Source organism: Streptomyces sp. NPDC046881, assembly GCF_040645015.1.
Lineage (GTDB): Bacteria > Actinomycetota > Actinomycetes > Streptomycetales > Streptomycetaceae > Streptomyces.
Genome location: NZ_JBEYXJ010000010.1, coordinates 17,055 through 33,126 on the forward strand (window position 1 = coordinate 17,055; position 16,072 = coordinate 33,126).

Sequence of the window (16,072 nt, forward strand, 5' to 3'; positions counted from 1 at the left end):
CCGAGGTGCGTTCAGGATACGGCGAGGGCGCGGACGGCCGGCGTGCCGCGTCGGATGACCAGCGCCATCAGGGCCGCCGCCGCGCACAGCGTGCCGGAGGCGTACCAGACGACGTCGTAGGAGCCGAAGACGTCCCGGGCGGCTCCGCCGAGGTAGGCGACGAGGGCCGCGCCGATCTGGTGGGAGGCGAGCACCCAGCCGAAGACGATGGCGCTGTCCTCGCCGAACTGCTCGCGGCACAGGGCCAGCGTGGGCGGGACGGTGGCCACCCAGTCCAGGCCGTAGAACACGATGAAGAAGAGCATCGGCGGGTGGACGGCGGGGCCCAGCAGCATCGGCAGGAAGAGCAGGGACAGCCCGCGCAGGGCGTAGTAGACGGCGAGCAGGCGGCGCGGTTCGAAGCGGTCGGTGAACCAGCCGGAGGCGATCGTGCCGACGACGTCGAACACGCCGATCACCGCGAGCAGCGAGGCCGCCGTCGTCACGGGCATCCCGTGGTCGTGCTCGGCGGGCACGAAGTGGGTCTGCACCAGGCCGTTGGTGGACGCGCCGCAGATCGCGAAGGTGCCGGCGAGCAGCCAGAAGGTGCCCGTACGGACGGAGGAGGACAGCACGCCGAGCGTGCGGCGGGCGGCGCCGGTGACGGGCGCCGGCTTGGGGACGAACTCCCGCGCGCCGTACGGCGCCACGCCCACGTCGGCCGGGTGGTCGCGCAGCAGCAGCCAGACGAAGGGGACCACGGCGAACGCGGCCAGGGCGACCGTGACCGCGGCGGGCCGCCAGTCGTGGCGCTCGACGATCCAGGACAGCAGCGGCAGGAAGACCAGCTGGCCGGAGGCGGAGGCCGCGGTGAGGATGCCGCTGACCAGGCCGCGCCGCTCGGTGAACCAGCGGTTGGTGACCGTCGCGGCGAAGGCCAGCGCCATGGACCCGGTGCCGAGTCCCACCAGCAGGCCCCAGCACAGCAGCAGCTGCCAGGCCGCCGTCATCCACACGGTCAGGCCCGAGCCGACCGCGATCACGGTGAGCGCGGCGGCGACCACGCGGCGGATGCCGAAGCGGTCCATCAGCGCGGCGGCGAACGGCGCGGTGAGGCCGTACAGCGCCAGGTTGACGGAGACGGCCGCGCCGATCGTGCCGCGCGACCAGCCGAACTCCTGGTGCAGCGGGTCGATGAGCAGGCCGGGCAGGGAGCGGAAGGCCGCCGCGCCGGTGATCGTGACGAACGTGACGGCGGCGACGAACCAGGCGCGGTGCACGCGGTGGCGCCGGCCGGGCGGGGCCTGGACGGGGACGGCGGCGGGTCTTGTCTGAGTCACGTCATCCAGCCTCCGGTACCCGCCTCCGCCCATCGAGTGGCCCGGAGGACAGCCTTCGCTACGATCGGGCCATGAGCACCACAGGGGAATACCGGCCGCACCGGGTCGCCGTCCTCGCCCTGGACGGCCTGCTGCCCTTCGAGCTGGGCATCCCGCACCGCATCTTCGGCCGCCCCAAGGACGCGCGGGGCCGGCACCTGTACGAGGTCGTGACCTGCTCGGTACGGCCGCCCGGCCCGGTCGAGACGGACGCCGACTTCGCCGTGCACGTCGCCCACGGCCCCGAGACCCTGGCCACCGCCGACACGGTGATCGTGCCGGCCTCGTACGAGCGCGGCCCGCTCTACGACGAGGGCCGGCTCACCGACGACCTGGCCGCCGCCCTCGCCCGCATCCGCCCCGGCACCCGGCTCGCCTCCATCTGCACCGGCGTCTACGTCCTCGCCGCCGCCGGCCGCCTGGACGGCCGCCCGGCGACCACGCACTGGGCCGACGCCGAGCGCTTCCAGCGGATGTTCCCGAAGGTCAGGGTGGATCCGGACGTGCTCTTCATCGACGACGGTGACGTGCTGACCTCGGCCGGCGTGGCCGCCGGGATCGACCTGTGCCTGCACATGGTCCGCCGCGACTTCGGCACGGCCGTCGCCAACGACGTGGCCCGCCGCACGGTCGTACCGCCCCACCGCGACGGCGGCCAGGCCCAGTACATCCACCGCCCGGTCCCCGACCCCCAGCTGGCCACGACGACCGCCGCCCGGGCCTGGGCGCTGGCCCGGCTGGACGAGCCGATCCAGCTGCGCGACCTGGCCGAGCGGGAGGCCATGTCGGTCCGCACCTTCACCCGCCGCTTCCGCGAGGAGGTCGGCGTCAGCCCCGGCCAGTGGCTCACCCAGCAGCGCGTGGAGCGCGCCCGGCACCTGCTGGAGACCACCGACCTGTCGATGGACCAGGTGGCCCGGGAATCGGGCTTCGGCACGGCCCAGTCGATGCGCCAGCACCTACAGGCGGCGCTCGGGGTCACGCCCACCGCCTACCGGCGTACCTTCCGCACCGGCGGCGGCGCCGAGCGGCACGGTGGCGCCGGCGCCCGGCACTGACCGGGCCAGGCGTATCTCGCCCCACCAGCCGACCGCCGTCAGCAGCAGGGTCAGGGCCACCCCGGCGAGGATCGCCGTCGAGGGTGCGGCGAGCGGCAGCAGGGCGCCGGCGAGGGAGCCGGTGGCCGCGTAACCGGCTCCGACGGCCGCGTACATGACCGAGTAACCGGCGGCCAGCGCTCCCGGCGGGAGCACCTCGCGCAGGGACAGGTTGCGGGTGAGCATCGCGCCGGACTGGAGCAGCCCGGCCACGCCCAGCGCCGCCGCGATGCCCGGCGCGCCGGGTACGAGGGCGACCGCGGTCACCGCGGCGGCCGTCCCGGCCATCAGGACCACGCTGCGGGTGCTGAGCCGCCCCGGCCAGGTCCGCAGGCCGTACAGGAAGGCACCGACGGCCGAGGCCACCGACATCACCGTCAGCAGCGGGCCCGCCCAGCCGACGCCGATGCCGCGCTGTTCGAGCAGGGCGGGCAGCACGAGTTCGGCAAGGGCCAGCAGGGACAGGCTGGCCGCGCCCGTGACGTACACCGGCCAGGCCCGGGCCAGCACGCGCAGTCTCGACGTGCCCTTCCCGTCCCGCTCGCCCTGCCCGTCCGCCGCCCAGCCGGCCGGCAGGAGCCACAGGCCCACCACGGACGCGGCCATCAGGGCGGCTTCGAGCAGCAGCGGGAAGCGGGGGCCGGCGCCGAGGGCGAGGCCGGTGACGGTGGCCGGGGAGACGGCCCAGACGCCGAACGTGAGCATCGACTCCACGGACAGCGCCTGGGCGGCCGCGTGCCCCGGCACCAGGGAGGTGAGCAGCGCGCGCAGTCCGCCGGGCGCCGCGGCGGGGCCGGCCCCGGCGAGGAACGCGAACGCGGCGAGCACCGCGCCGGGCGCGCCGGGGAACGCGCCGAGGCCCGCGAAACCGGCGGCGCCCGCGGCGAGTCCGGCGGCCAGGTGCGGCCGGGCCCGCCGGGCGTCCAGGCGCATGCCGAGCACGGGGGCGCCGAGGATCTCACCGACGACGTAGGCCGCGGCCAGGGCCGCGCCCAGGGAGTAGCCGCCCGGGCGCTCGCGGACCAGGAAGACCAGGGCCAGCGGGGCCATGGCCACCGGCATCCGGGCGCCGACGGCCACCAGGGCCCAGGTCAGGACCCGCCGGGAAACGACATCGCGGTAGCTCATGACTCGACGGTAGGGGCCGGCACCGACAACCGCCGACCCGATTTCCCGAGCCTGTGGACAACTTCCGGCCACCGCGCCTGACGGAGGGTCAGCACACCGCACCGGGCGGCCGGCGCGGCTCAGAACGTGAGCACCGCCCGCGCCACCCGCCCCGCCTCCGCCTCCGCCCGGGCCTTGTCGAAGTCCTCCACCGGATAGGCGGCGGTCACCAACTCGTCGAGCAGCAGACGCCCTTGCCGGTACAGCTCGGCGTACAGGGCGATGTCCCGCTGGGGCCGCGAGGAGCCGTAGCGGCAGCCGAGGACCGACTTGTCCAGGTAGAGGGAGGAGACCAGGAAGGACGCCTCGGCCGTGGCCGGGGGCACGCCGAGCAGGATCGCCTGGCCGCGCCGGTCGAGCAGGTCGACGGCCCGGCGGATCAGCTCCACCCGGCCCACGCACTCGAAGACGTGGTCGGCCCCCGTCGGCAGCAGGTCCCGCACCCCCTCCGCCGACGTCAGGAAGTCGGTGGCGCCGAACTGCCGGGCCGCCGCCTCCTTGGCCGGGTTGGCGTCCACGGCCACGATGCGCAGGGCGCCCGCGAGCCGCGCGCCCTGGAGGACGTTCAGCCCGATCCCGCCCGTGCCGATGACGACCACGCTGTCCCCGCGGTCCACCCGGGCCCGGTTCAGCACCGCGCCGACCCCGGTGAGCACCCCGCACCCGATCAGCGCGGCCGACGCCAGCGGGATGTCCTCGGGGATCCGCACCGCCTGCACGGCCTTGACGACCGTACGCTCCGCGAAGGCGGAGTTCGCGGCGAACTGGTACACCGGCTCCGCGCCCCGCGTGAACGGCTTCCCCGGGCGCCCGATCGCCTGCCGGCACATGGTCGGCCGCCCCCGGTCGCACTCCGCGCAGGTACCGCAGTTGGCGAGCGTGGACAGGGCGACGTGGTCACCGGGCGCGACATGGGTGACGCCCGCGCCCACGGCCGCCACGACCCCGGCGCCCTCATGGCCGAGCACCACCGGTACGGGGAACGGGATGGTGCCGTCCACCACCGACAGGTCGCTGTGGCACAGTCCGGCCGCCGCGACCGCGACCAGCACCTCGCCCGGCCCGGGCTCCCGCACCGCCAGGTCGTCGACGACCCGGACCTGTCTGCCGTCGAACACCACACCACGCATCACACGGCCCCCTTCGGCTCGGCCGGCAGACCGAGCACGCGCTCGGCGATGATCGTGCGCTGGATCTGGTCCGAGCCGCCGTAGAGGGTGTCGGCCCGGGAGAACAGGAACAGGTGCTGGGCCGCGTCGAGCGGGTACGGCGATGCGGCCGACCAGTCCGCGGGCCCCGCGGCCGCCGCCGCGCCCCGGACCTCGACCGCCAGCTCGCCCAGCCGCTGGTGCCAGTTCGCCCACAGCAGCTTGGCCACGCTGGGCGCGCCGGGGCCGGCCGGGCCGCCGAGGGTGCGCAGGGCGTTCCAGCGCATCACCCGCAGCTCGGCCCACTGCCGCACCAGCCGGGCGCGCAGCACCGGGTCGTGTACGGCCCCGGTCTGCACGGCGGCGTCGATGACCTGCGCCAGCTCCCGGGCGAAGCCGATCTGCTGGGCCAGCGTCGACACCCCGCGCTCGAAGCCCAGCAGGCTCATCGCCACCCGCCAGCCGTTGCCCTCCCCGCCGACGACGTGCTCCACGCGCGCGCGTGCCCCGTCGAAGAAGACCTCGTTGAAGTCGCTCGTGCCGGTCAGCTGCCGGATGGGCCGGACCTCGATCCGGCCGGGCTGGTCCATCGGCACGAGCAGGAAGCTCAGCCCGTGGTGCCGCCGCGCGTCCGGGTCGGTCCGGGCCAGCACGAAACACCAGTCGGCCTCGTGGGCGAGCGAGGTCCAGATCTTCTGCCCACGGATCCGGTACCCGTCCCGCTCCCGCACCGCCGCCGTCCGCACCCCGGCGAGATCGGACCCGGCACCGGGTTCGCTGTACCCCTGGCACCACAGCTCCTCGCCGGCGGCGACCGGCGGCAGGAACCGCTTCTTCTGCTCCTCGCTGCCGTGGGCGAGGAGGGTGGGCGCCAGCAGGTTCTCCCCGATGTGCCCGGAGCGCGGGGGCGCCCCCGACCGGGCGTACTCCTCGGCCCACACGACCTGCTGGGTGAGGGTGCCGGTGCGGTTGCCGTACCCCGGCTCCGGCCATCCGAGCCCGATCCATCCGGCGGCACCGAGGGTCCTCTCCCAGGCGCGCTTGCCCATCGAGGCGTCGACGCGCTCCCCCAGCCACGCCCGGACCTCGGCACGGAAGTCCTCGTCCTCATCGCTGAACCCGAACTCCATCGTCCACCACCTCTGGTTGGCGACCGGCGTCGGTGCCGGCCGGAGGCGCGTTCGCTCACCCGCGCCGACGGGGTGCCGCTGCGCCCCCGAAGGGGCGCGGGGAACCGCGCGACCAGCCACCACGCACCCGCAGCCGCCCCACCGCAACGCGCCCCGGGCTCTCAGGTGTTCGGCCGGCCCCCACGCCGCGCCGCCTCCTCCATCGCCCGCAGCTCGGAGAGCATCCGCATCGGATCCACCCCCACCGACCCCGGCAGCACCTCGGCGATCCGCTCCGGCGTCCAGGTCCCCTCGGCGTAAACGGAACGGATTTCCCTGGGCTGCGCCCAGACCGCGATCTTCGGTCCGGCGACCGTGTACACCTGCCCGGTGACGCCCTGCGCGGCGGCCCGCTCGGACAGCAGGTACACCACCAGCGCGGCCACGTCCTCCGGCTCGCCGATCTCCGCCAGTTCCGTCGGCACGTTCGCCGACATCCGGGTACGGGCCACCGGCGCCACCGCGTTCGCGGTCACCCCGTACTTGTGCAGCCCCAGGGCCGCGCTGCGGACCAGCGAGATGACGCCGCCCTTGGCCGCGCTGTAGTTGGCCTGCGAGACGGATCCCTGGTGGTTGCCGCTGGTGAAGCCGACGAGGGTGCCGGAGCGTTGCGCGCGCATGACGGCGGACGCGGCCCGGAACACGGTGAACGTGCCCTTCAGGTGGGTGGCGACGACCGGGTCCCACTCCTCCTCGGTCATGTTGAACAGCATGCGTTCGCGCAGGATGCCCGCCACGCACACGGCCCCGTCGATGCGGCCGTAGGACTGCACCGCCGTGTCCACGACCCGCTGCCCGCCGGCCATGGTGGAGATGTCGTCGGCGACCGCGACGGCCGCCCCGCCCGCCGCCTCGATCTCCTTGACGACGGCCTCCGCGACCTCGCTGGTGGGCGAGGCGCCGTCCACCGCCACGCCGTGGTCGTTGACGACGACCTTCGCCCCTTCGGCCGCCGCCGCCAGGGCCACCGCCCGCCCGATGCCGCGCCCGGCACCCGTCACGGCGATGACCTTGCCTGCCAAGAAGTTCCCCACGCCCGGCCCCTTCCCGCAGTTTCTGACGGTTCGTTAGATTGACGGTCCGTTAGATTTTATGGCCCGCCGCACGCGCGGGCACAAGCCCCGGGGAGGCACCGGATGGCACTGGCGGAGGAGTTCCACGCGATCGCGGGGCGCGTGAACAACTGGGGGCGCTGGGGCGCCGACGACGAGATCGGCACCCTGAACCTGATCACGGACGAGGTGGTGCGCGAGGCCGCCGCCGAGGTGCGCACCGGCCGCCGCGTCCCGCTCGCCCTCCCCCTCCGGCAGGACGGCGTGCAGACGGGGATGATCCCGGGCCGGCTCAACCCGCTGCACGCGATGGTGCAGCTCAACCAGGAACTGTTCGGGCCGGGAACGGTGGCGTGCAACGACGACGCGGTCACCATGGGCCTGCAGGCCGGCACCCACTGGGACGCGCTGCCCCACGTCTCGCACTCCGGGAAGCTCTACAACGGCCGCCCGGCGCACACGGTCACCGCACACGGCGGTGCGGAGTTCGGCGGCATCGACAAGGTGCGCCACCTCGTCTCGCGCGGGGTGCTGCTGGACGTGGCCCGCGCGCGCGGGGTGGACCGGCTGGCGGGCGGCCACGCGGTGACGCCGGAGGACCTCCGGGCGGCCGAGGAGTTCGCCGGTACGCGCGTGCGTGCCGGGGACGTCGTGCTCGTACGGACCGGGCAGGTGCAGGTCTATCTGGCCGGGGACAAGCACGGGTACGGCTATCCGTCGCCGGGGCTCTCGGTGCGCTGCCCGGAGTGGTTCCACGCGCGCGACGTGGCGGCGGTCGCGAACGACACGCTCACGTTTGAGATATTTCCGCCCGAGATCGAAGATCTGTGGCTGCCCGTGCACGCCCTGCACCTGGTGGAGATGGGGATGCTGCAGGGCCAGAACTGGAATCTCGAAGAGTTGTCCACAGCCTGTGGAGAAACGGGACGGTACACGTTCCTGCTGTCGGCGATGCCCGAGCCGTTCGTGGGCGCGACGGGCACACCGGTGGCGCCGGTGGCGATCCTCTGAAGCGCGACGCGGCCACGGCCGCGCCGGCACGGTAGCGGTTGGCGGCGCGCCTCCCCCACCGTCCTACGCACGCGCCGCCACCCGCTGCGACCCGCCTTCGACGAGGACCACCGAACCCCCGGGCGGCCCTCGCCGTCCCCTCGCGGCGAATCGTCGCCCCCAAGCCTGATCAGCCGCCCAGAAGACGTCAACGCCGGTACGGGGATGTGTTGCGACACCATGCTCGCGGGGCCCGCGCACGGTTGCACCCCCCGGCGCATCACCGCTCCCGGTGACTACACGGCTTCGAAGGCGAGACCCTCGTACGCGGACGAACCGCCCCCGTACGCCAGCGCCGCGCTCTCCCGGGGTGCTGAACAGCGGTCCAGCTCGCACCAGATGCTCTTGCCCGCGCCGTCGGGGCTCCAGCCCCAGCGGTCGGCCAGGCAGTCCACGAGGGCCAGGCCGCGCCCGCCGGTGGCGTCACCGCCGGCGCAACGGGGCACGGGGGCGCGCGAGCTGCCGTCCGCGACCTCGACCCGGACCGTGGCCGACGGGCACTCCCCGGCGGCCGGGGCCGGCAGGCACAGCCGCAGCACGGCCGGACGGCCGGTGTGCACCACGGCGTTGGTCACCAGCTCGGAGACGAGCAGGATCAGGGTCTCGGCCAGCGGCTCGTCGGCCGTTATCCCCGATCCGGCGAGCCGCGAGCGGGCCCACCTCCTGGCTCGCCCCACCTCCGCGGGGTCGGGCCGGATCTCCAGCTGCACTTGAAGCACCTGCACCGCTCACACCATCCGAACCGGCGGACACATGACCCCACGCCGACCGCGTGCCACGGCGGCAGCCGTGGCGACGATCACGACGAGGGCCACGATCGTAGCCATTTTCTGCATGGCCAGAACAACGGCCAGAGCAGGGGTCACGGACTGTGACTCCCTTGCGAGACAGCATGGTTGACGTACAGTCACCCCAACAAGCGCTTCGGGCATATTCCCGCGCGAAGGAGTACGCGTGCGGCATACTGTGCGACGCTCGTGCCGGGGGTTCGAACAAGCGGCGGCCACGACCGCGACCGCCCCGCGAGCAGCGGCGCACACCGCGCGGCCCGGCACCGTCCCAGGGGGACCGCCGGCACGGCTCGTACGCGCAGCCACTCGCATCCCACACAAGGTACCGGAGCACCCGCCCGACTCCAGGCCGTGACGAGTCTCAAGCAGGACACAACCCGGTATCAACGCTCCGTGATTCCAGTACGCCACGATCCGCGACATCGTGGGCCATGGCTTCGGGCGTACCGCGGCCCGGGGCGCGGCCGTCGGGTCAGCCCGCCAGCGCGGCGGCGAGCAGTTCCGCCCCCTGCGTGCTCCCCCCGGCGCGCCGGGCCCGCACCCAGGCCCGTTTCAGGTGCAGATGCACGTCAGCCTCCCAGGTGAAACCCATGCCGCCGTGCACCTGGAGGCAGTCGCGCGCCCCCTGCACGGCGGCCTCGTCGGCGAGCAGCCGGGCGGCGGCGATGTCGGCGGGGTCGGCGGTGACGGCGGCGGCGTAGACGGCGACCCGGGCGGTCTCGGCCCGCACCAGCAGGTCGGCGCACAGGTGCTGGACGGCCTGGAAGGCGCCGACCGGCCGCCCGAACTGCTCGCGCCGCCGGGCGTGTTGCACGGCCAGCTCGCACACCCGTCCAGCCGTGCCCAGCTGTTCGGCGGCGGTCAGGAGCACGACGACGGGGTCCGGGGGGCCGGGGACCGGCACCCGGTGCAGCGGGGTGAGCGGATCCACCGACCGCAGCGGTACGGCTCCGGAGGCGTCCCCGCGGACCACGTCGGCCGCGTCCAGCCACTCCGCCAGCTCCCCGTCGACGGCCGCCACGACCGTCTCCCCGCGCGCCGCCCCGGGCACGCGCGCGGCCGCGAGGTGCGTGGCGACCAGCGGCCCGGGCAGCAGCGCCCGGCCCGCCTCCTCGAAGACCAGCACCGCCTCGGGCAGCCCCAGCCCGACCCCGCCGTCCGCCTCCGGCAGCCGCAGGGCGAAGAAACCGGCCTCGCCGAGCGTCCGCCACAGGGCCCGGTCGAGCCGGCCGGGCGTGTCGACGGCCGCGCGCAGCGCCTCCCGGCCGAAGCACCGCCCCAGCAGCTCCCGTGTGCCCGCCCGCAGGGCCTCCTGGTCGTCCGTGAGCCGGAAGCGCACGGTCACCTCCCCCTGGGCAGGCCGAGGATCCGCTCGGCCACGATGGTGCGCTGGATCTGCGAGGTGCCGGCGGCGATCGTGTACGACAGCGAGGACAGCCGGTCGAGCACCCAGGGGCGGTCCAGGTCCAGGCCGTCCGGGCCGAGGACCTCGGCGGCGGTGTCGTACAGCTCCTGCCGGGCGTGCGAGTAGCGGAGCTTGAACACCGAGCCGCCCACGCCCGGCACCCCGCCGCTCGCCTCCGCCGCGCTCACGTTCCACTGGGTCAGCCGCCACAGCGCCCGGAACTCCGCGTCGAGCCGGCCCAGCCGGCGGCGCAGCACGGGATCGTCCCAGCGCCCGTTGCCGCGTGCGGTGCGGGCGAGTTCGGCGAGGACGCGGCGGCAGGCGACGACCTCGCCGACGAAGGCGGTGCCGCGTTCGAAGGAGAGGGTGACCATGGTGACGCGCCAGCCGTCGTTCTCCTCCCCCACCCGGTTGGCGACCGGCACCCGCACCTCGTCCAGGAACACCTCGGCGAACTCCGCCGATCCGGCGAGGGTGCGCAGCGGCCGTACGGTGACGCCCTCGGCGTCCATCGGCATCGCCAGCCAGGTGATGCCCCGGTGCCGGGGCGCGGCGGGGTCGGTGCGGACCAGCAGCTCGCACCAGTCGGCGACTTCGGCGTGCGAGGTCCAGATCTTGGACCCGGTCACCACGTAGGCGTCGCCGTCCCTCCGCGCGCGCGTGCGCAGCGACGCGAGGTCGGACCCGGCGTCCGGTTCGCTGAACCCCTGGCACCACACCTGCTCGCCGCGCAGGATCGGCGGCAGCCAGCGCGCCCGCTGCCCGGCGGTGCCCTCGGCGGCGATCGTCGGCCCGGCGTGCAGCAGTCCGACGAAGTTGGCGCCCACATAGGGCGCGCCCGCCTGCTCGGTCTCCTCCAGGAAGATCAGCCGGAGGGTCGGGGAGGCGTCCCAGTGCACGTGGGCGTACCCGGCGTCGTACAGCATCCGCTGCCAGCCGAGGTCGTAGGCGCGGCGGCCGGGCCAGTCGTCCGGGGACGGCCTGGCCGGCAGGGTGGGCAGCACCGTGCCGAGCCACGCGCGCAGCCGGGCCCGGAACTCCTCCTCCTCGGGCGTGCAGGACAGGTCCACTAGCGGTCCAGGTCCAGGCCGAGCATGCGGATGGCGTTGCCCCGCATCAGCTTGTACACGGTCTCGTCGTCGAGGCCCTTCACATGGTCGAGGGCGACCTCCTTGGTGTGCGGGAAGGTCGAGTCGACGTGCGGGTAGTCGGTCTCGAAGGTGGCGTTGTCGCGGCCGACCACGTCCAGCGAGGCGACGCCGTGCCTGTCGCGGAAGAAGCAGCAGTAGATCTGCCGGTAGTAGTACGTCGACGGCGGTTCGGGGATCAGGTCCCTGACCCCGCCCCAGGCGCGGTGCTCCTCCCACACGTCGTCGGCGCGTTCCAGGGCGTACGGGATCCAGCCCATCTGGCCCTCCGAGTAGGCCAGTGTGAGTTGCGGGAAGCGCACCAGGACCCCGCTGAAGAGGTAGTCCATCATCGAGGCCATGGCGTTGTTGAAGCTCAGGGACGCCTGGACGGCGGGCGGTGCGTCGGGGGAGGCGGCGGGCATCTGGGAGCTGCTGCCGATGTGCATGTTGACGACCGTGCCGGTCTCCTGGCAGACGGCGAAGAACGGGTCCCAGTAGCCGGAGTGGATGGAGGGCAGCCCGAGGTGGGTGGGGATCTCGGAGAAGGTGACGGCCCGCACCCCGCGCGCGGCGTTGCGCCGGATCTCGGCGACGGCCAGTTCGACGTCCCACAGCGGGATCAGGCACAGCGGGATCAGCCGGCCGCCGCTGTCCCCGCACCACTCCTCCACCATCCAGTCGTTGTAGGCGCGGACGCAGGCGAGGGCGACCTCCTTGTCGTGGGCCTCGGCGAAGGTCTGCCCGCAGAAGCGCGGGAAGGTCGGGAAGCAGAGGGAGGCCTCGACGTGGTTGAGGTCCATGTCCTTGAGGCGCTCGGCCGGGTCCCAGCACCCGGGGCGCATCTGTTCCCGGGTGATCCCCTCCAGGGTCATCTCGTCCCGGTCGAAGCCGACGGCGGCGATGTTCCGCTTGTACGGGAACTTCAGGTCCTCGTAGATCCACCAGTCGGTGGGCTGGCCCTGCGGGTCCATGGTGATCTGGTACTTCCCGCCGACGTAGGCCAGTTCGCCGATGCCGGCGGTCAGCGGACGCGGCCCCCGGTCGCGGTACCTGGCGGGCAGCCACGTCGCGAAGAGGTGGGCGGGCTCGATCACGTGGTCGTCGACGCTGATGATGCGGGGCAGTTCGGTCACCATGGTCCCCTCCGCCGGACGGTACTTATCTGATGGTCCGTCAGATAGCATGGCAGCTGACGAGCCGTCAGCCAAGCAGGGGGCACCCGTGGACGAGACCCCGCACACCCTGAGTTCCGCCCGCACGCTGTGGGAGCTGGCCGACCGGCGGGCCCGGCTCACCCCCGACCGCCCGGTGCTGCTCCAGGGCGGCCGGACGCTCACCTTCGGGGGGCTGCGGGAGGGCGCCGAGCGGGTCGCGGCGGGCCTGTACGGCATGGGGGTGCGCCCCGGCACGGTGGTCGCCTGGCAGCTGCCCACCCGCATCGAGACCGCCCTGCTGTCCTTCGCGCTGGCCCGCCTGGGTGCCGTGCAGTCCCCGCTGATCCCCTACTACCGGGAACGGGAGACCGGGTTCGCGCTGCGCGAGTCGAAGGCGGAGTTCTTCGCCGTACCGGGCGTGTGGCGCGGCCACGACCACACCGGGATGGCGCACCGCCTCGGCGCCAAGGGCGTCTTCGAGGCGTACGGCACCCTCCCCGACGGCGACCCCTCCGTGCTGCCCCCGCCGCCCGCGGAGGGCACCTCGGTCCGCTGGATCTACTGGACCTCGGGCACCACCTCCGACCCCAAGGGCGTGCTGCACACGGACCGTTCCCTGATCGCGGGCGGCTCCTGCCTGGCCCACGCCCTGCGCCTGTCGGCGGACGACGTCGGCTCCATGGCCTTCCCGTACGCCCACATAGCCGGCCCCGACTACACGGTGATGCTCCTGCTGTACGGCTTCCCGGCGGTGATGTTCGAGCACTTCGCGCTGCCGGAGGCACTGGCGGAGTACCGGCGGCACGGCGTGACGGTGGCCGGCGGCTCCACGGCCTTCTACTCCATGTTCCTGGCCGAGCAGCGCAGGCGGCCGGGCGAGAAGGTGATCCCCTCCCTGCGCCTCCTCGCGGGCGGCGGCGCCCCCAAGCCGCCCGAGCTGTACCACGCCGTGGTCCGCGAGATGGGCGTCCGGCTCACCCACGGCTACGGCATGACCGAGGTCCCGATGATCACCATGGGCGACCCCGAGGACACCCCCGAGAACCTGGCGACGACCGAGGGACGGCCGCCCGGGGGCATGGAGATCCGGATCGTCGACGGCGAGGTACGGCTGCGCGGGGAGGCCGTCTGCCAGGGCTACCTGGACCCCGCCCAGACGGCCGCGGCCTTCGACGCCGACGGCTTCCTGCGCACCGGCGACCTGGGGCACCTCACCCCGTCCGGGCACCTGGTGCTCACCGGCCGCCTCAAGGACGTGATCATCCGCAAGGGCGAGAACATCTCCGCCAAGGAGATCGAGGACCTGCTCGCCACCCACCCGGCGATCGCCGACGCGGCCGTCGTCGGCCTCCCGGACCCCGACCGCGGCGAACTGGTCTGCGCGGTGCTCGAACAGCGCCCGGGCACCCCGCCGTTGACCCTCCCGGACATCGTGTCCCACCTCCGCGCCCAGGGCCTGTCCGTCCACAAACTCCCGGAACGGCTGGAGGTACTGGAGGCCCTGCCGCGGAACGACACCCTGCGGAAGGTACTGAAGTACAAGCTGCGGGAACGGTTCTCGGCTACTCCGGGACGGTGAAGTAGCGGGCGAACGCCGGTACGAGGTCGGTTTCGGTGATGTGGCCGTCGGTGTCGGTGTCGAGGGCGGCGGCCACCGCCTGGGCGGTGTCGGCGGGTACGTGGAGCACCTGGAGGACGCGGGCGGCGTCGGCGACCGTGACGCGGCCGTCGGCGTCCGTGTCGGCCACGGCGAGGGCCGCGTGCAGGAAGGGGCGGGCGATCTCGGCGAAACGGCCGGGGTTGTCGCGCAGCCGCTTGACCGCGCCGGTGACGAACTCCTCGCGGGTGATGCGCTGGTCGCCGTCCCGGTCGGCGATGCCGGCCATGCCCTGCCAGAACGCCTCCGCGCCGGCGTAGAGCGCCTGCCCCTTGTCGGAGCGGGCGGGCACGGCGAACTCGGCGAGCAGGGCCTTGGCCGCGGCGCTGAAGTCCTCGCGGTCGATGTAGCCGTTGCCGTCCTGGTCGAAGGTGGCGAACCGGGCGGCGATCCTGCGCTCGTACTCGGTGCTGACCATGTCTTTCGGGCCGCCTTACGTTGACGTGGGGGTTGATCCGGGTGGAGCGTACGTCGCGGGGGCGGTGAAGTGTCGGCGAAGCGTCGATTGTGCCAAAACCGGGGGAATTCCGGGACAACCCTGTGGCGGCGGGCCGAGGAACGTGCTCAGGCCGACAGCGGGTCCGCGTCCTCGGAGGTGGCGGACTCCACGTCGGGGCGGACGTCGAAGAGGCGGCGGACGCCGAGCGCGCCGAGGACGCGGTTGACGTGCGAGCCGTCGTCGGCGCCCCGGTCCGGCAGGATCAGCCGCAGCCGGCCCTGACAGGAGCGGATCAGCCGGCGGGCGGCGACGAGCACGCCGACCCCGCTGGAGTCGCAGAAGAACACGTCGGAGAGGTCCACGACGAGGCTGTGGTGCCCCTCCGCCACGACGTCGTGCACCCGTTGTCGCAGCACCGGCGACGTCATCAGGTCGAGTTCCCCGGACACCCGGAGCACGGCCCACTCGCCCCGTTCGACGCCGGTCACGTTGAATGCCACGGCCATGCCCCTCCGCTCGCCGGATCTCCCGGAACCGCCCGGAAACGGAAGCAGTTCCTACGTTTCTTTCCGCGCGGCTGCCCAGCGGCCGTTCCCTGAAACTTGATGCGGCAAACGGCAGGTGATCGTCAAGGGACTTGTTTCGGTCACTATCGATCGTGTTCGATCAGGGATGTACGCGTCCAGTGTGAAGGTTATGTGGAGGGGGCACTATCACCTGCGGCCCTTCCGGGGGCGCACATTGACACAAAGGGGCGTGCGCTGTCAGACGTGCCGACTACATTCGAGAGGGCAGGACCGACAGGCTGGACGGGCCGGACAGGGTGAGGGGAGGGGACCGCATGGCCGGGAAGGACGTACCGCCCCGCTGGGACCGCAAGATGCAGCAGCGGCTGGCCCGCGGCGAGGCAGCCGCCCTGGGCGAGCTGTACGACCGCTTCGCCTCCCTGGTGCACAGCCTCGCCCACCGCGTCCTCGGTGACGAGCAGGCCGCCGACGCCGTCACCCGCGAGGTCTTCGCCCACGTCTGGGAACACCCCGAGCTGTTCGACCCCAAGCAGGGCACGTTGCGCTCCTGGGTCGCCGCCGTCACCCACCGGGTCGCCGTGCAGCGGCTGCGGGACCGGGAGGAGCGGGAGCAGCCGCGGCGCGAGGAACGGGAGAGCACGGTCCGCCGCGCCTCCGTCGCTGCCCGCGCCGACTACATCGTCCACTCCATGCCGGCCCCGCTGCGCGCCGCCCTGGACCTGGCCTACTTCCAGCGCCGTGACTACCGCCAGACCGCGGCCGACCTCGGTGTCACCGAGGACGAGGCCCGCCGCCGGCTCCGCCTCGGCCTCCAACTCCTGTCCACCGCCCACGACACCGGCACACCGCCGGGATACCGGGGTGCGGTGTGAACAACGGAGCGGACCGGTTCGACTCGCACGACGAACACGGCGCACACGGCAAGCGC

15 protein-coding genes are annotated in these 16,072 nt (G+C 73.6%); 4 read left to right on the top strand and 11 right to left on the bottom strand.

Features of this window, described 5'->3' with window-relative positions; translation table 11 throughout:
- Positions 1–11 precede the first annotated feature (11 nt).
- Entirely contained in the window at positions 12–1,319 is a 1,308-nt protein-coding gene (locus ABZ923_RS07640) for an MFS transporter (RefSeq protein WP_361468050.1), read from the bottom strand.
- A gap of 71 nt (positions 1,320–1,390) precedes the next feature.
- Between ABZ923_RS07640 and ABZ923_RS07645 the strand changes: the two genes are divergently transcribed.
- Entirely contained in the window at positions 1,391–2,416 is a 1,026-nt protein-coding gene (locus ABZ923_RS07645) for a helix-turn-helix domain-containing protein (protein ID WP_361468053.1), read from the top strand.
- Here ABZ923_RS07645 and ABZ923_RS07650 read toward each other — a convergent pair.
- The 4 genes from ABZ923_RS07650 to ABZ923_RS07665 form a co-directional block, all read right to left on the bottom strand.
- On the bottom strand, positions 2,318–3,583 hold the full coding sequence (locus ABZ923_RS07650; RefSeq protein WP_361468056.1) for an MFS transporter: 1,266 nt from the start codon (positions 3,581–3,583) through the stop codon (positions 2,318–2,320). The genes ABZ923_RS07645 and ABZ923_RS07650 overlap by 99 nt on opposite strands.
- 119 nt (positions 3,584–3,702) lie before the next feature.
- Positions 3,703–4,752 carry an alcohol dehydrogenase catalytic domain-containing protein gene (locus tag ABZ923_RS07655; RefSeq protein ID WP_361468059.1) on the bottom strand — a complete coding sequence of 350 codons (1,050 nt, stop codon included), beginning with the start codon at positions 4,750–4,752 and terminating at the stop codon, positions 3,703–3,705.
- Complete coding sequence (locus ABZ923_RS07660; RefSeq protein WP_361468062.1) at positions 4,752–5,900, bottom strand: acyl-CoA dehydrogenase family protein; 1,149 nt, start codon at positions 5,898–5,900, stop codon at positions 4,752–4,754. The genes ABZ923_RS07655 and ABZ923_RS07660 overlap by 1 nt, the downstream gene beginning before the upstream one ends.
- Positions 5,901–6,061: 161 nt before the next feature.
- A complete protein-coding gene (locus ABZ923_RS07665) occupies positions 6,062–6,973 on the bottom strand; it encodes an SDR family NAD(P)-dependent oxidoreductase (RefSeq protein ID WP_361468065.1) in 912 nt (303 codons plus the stop codon).
- 102 nt (positions 6,974–7,075) lie between these two features.
- Between ABZ923_RS07665 and ABZ923_RS07670 the strand changes: the two genes are divergently transcribed.
- Positions 7,076–8,002, top strand: coding sequence for a cyclase family protein (locus ABZ923_RS07670; protein ID WP_361468068.1), 927 nt, complete (start codon positions 7,076–7,078; stop codon positions 8,000–8,002).
- Between the two features lie 275 nt (positions 8,003–8,277).
- Here the strand turns inward: ABZ923_RS07670 and ABZ923_RS07675 are convergent, their stop codons facing one another.
- From ABZ923_RS07675 to ABZ923_RS07690, 4 genes are all read right to left on the bottom strand, one after another.
- Positions 8,278–8,751: an ATP-binding protein gene (locus tag ABZ923_RS07675; protein ID WP_361468281.1), complete on the bottom strand. Its 474-nt coding sequence runs from the start codon at positions 8,749–8,751 to the stop codon at positions 8,278–8,280.
- Positions 8,752–9,304: 553 nt separating this feature from the next.
- Entirely contained in the window at positions 9,305–10,171 is an 867-nt protein-coding gene (locus ABZ923_RS07680; protein ID WP_361468070.1) for an acyl-CoA dehydrogenase family protein, read from the bottom strand.
- 2 nt (positions 10,172–10,173) lie between these two features.
- Positions 10,174–11,307, bottom strand: coding sequence for an acyl-CoA dehydrogenase family protein (locus tag ABZ923_RS07685; RefSeq protein ID WP_361468073.1), 1,134 nt, complete (start codon positions 11,305–11,307; stop codon positions 10,174–10,176).
- Entirely contained in the window at positions 11,307–12,500 is a 1,194-nt protein-coding gene (locus tag ABZ923_RS07690) for an amidohydrolase family protein (RefSeq protein WP_361468284.1), read from the bottom strand. Before ABZ923_RS07690 ends, ABZ923_RS07685 begins: the two co-directional genes overlap by 1 nt.
- A gap of 88 nt (positions 12,501–12,588) precedes the next feature.
- On the opposite strand from ABZ923_RS07690, the gene ABZ923_RS07695 reads away from it, so the two are divergent.
- The gene (locus tag ABZ923_RS07695) at positions 12,589–14,100 is read left to right on the top strand and encodes an AMP-binding protein (protein WP_361468287.1); all 1,512 of its coding nucleotides are present in this window, start codon (positions 12,589–12,591) and stop codon (positions 14,098–14,100) included.
- On the opposite strand, the gene ABZ923_RS07700 is transcribed toward ABZ923_RS07695, so the two are convergent.
- Together ABZ923_RS07700 and ABZ923_RS07705 are read right to left on the bottom strand one after the other, a co-directional pair.
- Positions 14,084–14,596: an EF-hand domain-containing protein gene (locus tag ABZ923_RS07700; RefSeq protein WP_361468074.1), complete on the bottom strand. Its 513-nt coding sequence runs from the start codon at positions 14,594–14,596 to the stop codon at positions 14,084–14,086. The genes ABZ923_RS07695 and ABZ923_RS07700 overlap by 17 nt on opposite strands.
- Positions 14,597–14,742: 146 nt before the next feature.
- Positions 14,743–15,123, bottom strand: coding sequence for an STAS domain-containing protein (locus ABZ923_RS07705; protein ID WP_361468076.1), 381 nt, complete (start codon positions 15,121–15,123; stop codon positions 14,743–14,745).
- 335 nt (positions 15,124–15,458) lie between these two features.
- Between ABZ923_RS07705 and ABZ923_RS07710 the strand changes: the two genes are divergently transcribed.
- The gene (locus ABZ923_RS07710) at positions 15,459–16,016 is read left to right on the top strand and encodes a sigma-70 family RNA polymerase sigma factor (protein ID WP_361468078.1); all 558 of its coding nucleotides are present in this window, start codon (positions 15,459–15,461) and stop codon (positions 16,014–16,016) included.
- The last annotated feature ends 56 nt before the right edge of the window (positions 16,017–16,072 follow it).